This window comes from Bordetella genomosp. 4 (assembly GCF_002261185.1).
Taxonomy (GTDB): domain Bacteria; phylum Pseudomonadota; class Gammaproteobacteria; order Burkholderiales; family Burkholderiaceae_B; genus Bordetella_A.
Genome location: NZ_NEVQ01000005.1, coordinates 1 through 5,542 on the forward strand (window position 1 = coordinate 1; position 5,542 = coordinate 5,542).

The 5,542-nt window shown below is 56.9% G+C and carries 3 protein-coding genes; all 3 read left to right on the forward strand.

The genetic code is table 11. The features are described from left to right. Window positions 1-437 precede the first annotated feature (437 nt). A complete protein-coding gene (locus CAL20_RS04715) occupies window positions 438-1,982 on the forward strand; it encodes a complex I subunit 4 family protein (protein WP_094823767.1) in 1,545 nt (514 codons plus the stop codon). Between the two features lie 309 nt (window positions 1,983-2,291). Continuing rightward, window positions 2,292-3,623 carry a hemolysin family protein gene (locus CAL20_RS04720; RefSeq protein WP_094823768.1) on the forward strand — a complete coding sequence of 444 codons (1,332 nt, stop codon included), beginning with the start codon at window positions 2,292-2,294 and terminating at the stop codon, window positions 3,621-3,623. A 114-nt stretch (window positions 3,624-3,737) separates the two neighbouring features. Further along, the gene (locus CAL20_RS04725) at window positions 3,738-5,228 is read left to right on the forward strand and encodes a TPM domain-containing protein (RefSeq protein ID WP_179266618.1); all 1,491 of its coding nucleotides are present in this window, start codon (window positions 3,738-3,740) and stop codon (window positions 5,226-5,228) included. Window positions 5,229-5,542: the final 314 nt, after the last annotated feature.

A 5,542-nucleotide genomic window follows, 5' to 3' on the forward strand; every position in this document is an offset into this window, starting at 1 on the left:
GCGGATTACCCATCAGGGACCGTGCAGCGGGTGTTGCACAGCAAGTCCGAATGTACGGGTGCAATCCCTACCGTGGCGTCATCAAGAAGTGAAGGCTTGGCAAACCAGGGGCGTCCATGTACGAAGGAAGCTATCTCAAACCTATCGCGGGCACAGATCCATCGACGCTGCAATTTCTGAACAACTGCCTGTCAGTCAGGCCGTTGAAAGAAAATCTCTGTACCATTCGCTGCGGTGCAAAAAATTCGTGAGTCGCGGATTTTTTCTGTCATCGTTGGCGCCGTCACATCTGGCGTTTGTCCTGTAATCATTTATTCACAATGGTTTCCTTGATTCGCTCATACCGAATCGCACAGGCATAGTCCGTTCTTCGTCGCGCCAATAAGGGGCATGTTGCGCCCCATTTTTGTGCAGCACACCAGGATACGTCCGCTTAAATGTTCCCCACCCTGTCGTTGTTGATCTGGGTGCCCATCGTGGCCGGCGCGCTTGTCATGGCGCTTGGTAACGACCGGCATCCGAATGCTGTCCGCTGGCTGTCGCTGATTGCCGCTTTGATCAGTGCAATTCCCACCATACCTCTCGTGCACGGCTTTGAAGGCTCTGTACCAGGCTTGCAGTTTGTCGAGTATGCGCGCTGGATTCCGTCATTTGATGCTGCGTGGCATGTGGGCGTGGATGGTATCTCGCTGTGGATGATCACACTCACGGCGCTGACGACGATCGTGGTGGTGCTCGCATCCTGGCGCACGATCAATACGCGCATGGGGGCTTATTACGGCAGTTTCCTGGTGCTTTCGGGCCTGATGCAAGGCGTATTTTCGGCACAGGACGGTTTGCTGTTCTTTGTGTTTTTCGAAGCCACGCTGTTGCCGTTGTACCTGCTGATCGGGGTCTACGGACGGCAGAATCGCAATCACGCTGCGATCAAGTTTTTCTTCTTCTCGTTCACCGGCTCGTTGATGATGCTGGTGTCGGTGCTTTATCTGTACTTCGAAGCGCACAGTTTTGATCTGGCGCGTTGGCATGCACTGCAGTTGCCGTTTAGCGTGCAGATCGCGCTATTCATCGGTTTCCTGGGTGCGTTCTCGGTCAAGGTACCCATGTGGCCGGTGCATACCTGGCTGCCCAATGTTCACCTCGACGGCCCGACTGGCGCAGCTGTCATGCTGGGCATGCTGAAGATGGGCGGCTACGGCCTGATGCGCTTTAACCTGCCGCTGCTGCCGGACGCCAGCCACTATCTCGCGCCGATGATGATCGTGCTTTCGCTGATCGCCGTGGTCTACGCCAGTATCGTCGCGCTCATGCAAACCGATCTGCGCCGGCTGCTGGCCTATTCGACGGTGTCCCACATGGGTCTGGTCACGCTCGGCCTGTTCATGTTTTCCGATATGGGTACGGCGGGTGCGGTCATGCAAATGATCTCGTACGGCATCGTCTCGGGCGCCATGCTGCTGTGTACTGGCATGCTCTACGATCGCACGCACAGCGCGACGATCGACGCCTATGGCGGTGTCGTGCAGACCATGCCAAAGTTCGCGGTATTCGCAATGTTGTTCGCGATGGCCAACATCGGCATGCCCGGCACCTCAGGTTTTGTCGGCGAATTCCTGGTCCTGATGGCGGCGATCAAAGCCAATTTCTGGATTGGCGCAATCGCTGCGCTGACGTTGATCCTCAGCGCGGCCTATACGCTCTGGATGTACAAGCGCGTGATCTTCGGTGTCGTGACCAACGCTCGCGTCGCCGCGCTCAAGGATCTGAGCCGTCGCGAATTCGCACTGCTCGGCGCCATGGCCTTGCTCGTACTGGGCATTGGTATCGATCCGAAGCCCATCACCGATGACATTGATGTCTCGACCCAGCAACTCGTGCAAGGCATGGAGGAACATCGCCTTGCGCATGTCGAAGACACGTGGATTCATGGTCCGCACATCATCCACCGCAGCATCGCAAAGCGCCATGGCGCTACCGGCTAAGGCGGCCATTGACGTGATGCCACCCTCGTTTTTTACAGAAATGTGAACGACAATGAAATGTATCTCATTCCGTCTGGCTCCTCATGGGAAAATACATAGATCACGGAATGATCTGCAGCATTCCATTATCGCGCGCGGCAGCGTCAGTTCGACGATTGAACGGCGGCTCGCGCCAACGTCGCACCGGGACTCAGCTATCGGCCGTCATTCCGCCCCGAAGACGATGACCCATTAGTGCAGCGTTCGGGAGGCACAAGGTAGAATCGATACGTGTCCCACTTTGAGGGCCTGCCCGCCCTCGCCGCGTAGATGACCCTTGGCCAGAATCTGTTGCTGTTATTCGCGCTGCTGATCGCATCGGCTTTTTTCTCTATTGCCGAGATCTCCATCGCCGCTTCGCGCCGCCTGCGCCTGCGACAACTTGCCGAAGACGGCAACCCGCGGGCCGAGGAGGTTTTACGTGTGCAGCAACAGCCGGGCCATTACTTCACGGCGATTCAAATCGGCGTCAACGCATTGGCGATACTGGGCGGCATTGTGGGCGAAGGCATTTTCAGCCCCAGTTTCTCGCGTTTTCTCAGCCAATGGCTGCCGCCGGAAATGGCCGCATCGCTGGGTTTTATCGGCTCATTCGTGCTGGTGACGTCGCTATTCATCATCCTGACCGACCTCATCCCCAAACAGGCGGGCATGGCAGAGCCCGAGCGCTTTGCGCTGCATGTGATCGGACCCATGCGCATGCTGGTGCGAATTTTCTCGCCGCTGGTCTGGGTGTACTCGCGCAGCGCCGACCAACTGATGCGGTTGCTGCGCCTGCCGACACGGCGCGATGAGCGCATCACCTCGGATGACATTCTGGCACTGGCCGAGGCCGGCACACGCTCGGGCGTGCTGGCGCGCGGTGAACAGCGCATCATTGAAAACATCTTTGAACTGGACACGCGCACGGTATCCAGCGCCATGACCCAACGCGACCGCATCGCGTGGTTTTCGCAGGACGCACCCGAAGACATCATTCGCGCGCGCATTGCTGAAGAGCCTTTTTCCACGTATCCGGTGTGCCGGGGCGATATCGATCACGTCGTGGGCTATGTGGACACTCGCGACCTGTATCAACGATTGCTGAACGGACAATCGATCTCCCTGACTGACAGCAAGCTCATCCACAAAGCGTTGGTCGTGCCGGACAGGCTGACTCTGGCGGAGGTTCTGGAGCAGTTTCGTCAGGTCGGCGAAGATTTCGCGATGATCGTCAATGAATACAGCTTGGTCGTGGGATTGGTGACACTCAACGATGTCATGAGCACTGTGATGGGCGAGCTGGTGTCACCGTGGGACGAAGACTTTATCATCCAGCGCGATGACAATTCGTGGCTGATCGATGGCGCTACACCTATCCAGGATGTAGGCCGCGTACTCGGCATCGAAGAGCACCTCAATGGAGAAGAATACGAAACGCTGGCAGGGTTCCTGATGGACGCACTGCGCCGTGTACCACGCCGTACCGACGTCGTTTCCCTGGGTGGCTACAAGTTCGAGGTCATGGACGTGGATACTTATCGCGTGGACCAGGTATTAGTGACCCGTGTCACGGCGCCAGCGCCATCCGGTGCCAGCGCCGCGGGACAATTGCCGGACTGACTACGGAGGGCGGCTCCGTACAGCACAGCGGCCACCGCACCGTATCGCGTTACGCTGCAAAAGACAGAGGCTATGATGGCGCCTACTCTGTCAAGACTTTGTGATCGCTTATCTATGCTTCGGCAACTCAAACTGCTGATTTTGACCCTGTTCGGCTTGTCATTGAGCATCAGTGCTTATGCTCAATATTCCGTCGAGTCGCTCCCCAATCCCAAAGCTCGCGGACAGAACTATTACGTCAGTGATCCTGATGGCAATCTTCAAAGCAGCACTGTCGCGGAGCTCGATGCAATAAGCGCCGCCATCGAGCAACAGAACGGCAGCGAGTTTGCCATCGCTGTGGTCGATGATTATCAGGGAGGCAGCGATTTTGAGTTTGCGCTGGATCTCTTTAACCACTGGGGCATCGGCAAACAAGGCGCCAATAACGGTCTGCTGCTTTTTCTCGCGATGGATCGACGCGAATACCGGTTTATCAGCGGCTACGGCGTAGAAGGCATATTGCCAGACGCTCTGCTAAAGCAGATAGGAGAACGCTATCTCGTTCCGTATTTGCAGTCCGGCAACAAGGGTATGGCAGTGTTGTCTGCCGCCAAGGCGGTCGAGAGTGTGTTTCTTTCCCCCGAGCACGCACTCGAACTGGAGGGTTTAAGGGCCTACGAGCCGACCTTTTGGAACCGGCACGGCGAGGTATTCGATCAATCCGGTTTTGTGATCGCGCTGTTTGCCATCGCCATGCTGTGGATGAGCCTGGCTCGCAAACGTGTGCTGAAGAAATTTTCCATAAAAGGCGCCAAGTACGAAGGCCATCCTTTCTGGTTTGGACTGTTTACATTCGTGTTTCTGCTCTTTATGAGCCTGTTTGTTTTTCTTTTGACGGAAACGATCGAACAAGCCTACCAGTTCAAGAACCTGCCCTACTTTGTCGCGGCGTTCTGTGCATTGGTGTTGAGTTTTCATTACCACGCATGTTCTGTCCTGCTTGATCGCAGCACCAAGGATAAGAAAACAGCCTTGGACATGCGCACGTCATTCACGCGCTGGAGTCTGTTGCCGCTGGTGCTCGCACCTTTTGCTTACCTGGCCTACGCTGGCGTCGTAAAGAACGGCAGAATGGCGCGCCTGCGGGCAATGCCTCCTGACAACTCTGGAGACTGGTTACGCCAGAGTCGGGACAAGCTCACGTCGAAGGACCTGACGCGCTATCTCACCAGCGAGCAGCAATGCGAAGAAAAAATCGAGTCTAAGTCGTATGAGATCTGGATCAACCAGAAAACCGGCGCCAAGCAGCTCAGCGGCTTTGCGGGGAAACAGGCCAAGTCGTTCAGCATCTGTCCTCAATGCCATGCACAGACGCTGAAAAAGCCTACGATAAAAGTCATAGAGCCCTCGACCTATACCGAGGAAGGAAAGGGCGAGCGCATCCAGACGTGCGCGTATTGCGACTATAAAAAATCGCTGGGCTTCATCGCATTGGCCCTATTGAGCGACAACGACTCCAGCTCCGGCGGGTCCAGCGGCGGTAGCGGCGGCAGCAGCAGCTCGTCGAGCGGCAGCTTTGGTGGCGGTTCCAGCGGCGGAGGCGGTGCTGGTGGGCGCTGGTAGCCAGTCGGGGGGGGTGCGTTAGCCTATTTTGTGTTTCTTCGGTTGGTTGGGTCGACGTATAGGTCGGGGGAAGAGTTCTGTTGGACGTCGAGGCGGGGCAGTGACCGTGTTGGCGCTTCACGTGGCCGGTCGGCCGCCTGCGCGTCCGACACCGCTTCGTTCGTCTCGTACGGCCCCTTCGGGCCTCCCTTCGTACATGGACGCCCCTGGTTTGCCAAGCCTTCACTTCTTGATGACGCCACGGTAGGGATTGCACCCGTACATTCGGACTTGCTGTGCAACACCCGCTGCACGGTCCCTGATGGGTAATCCGC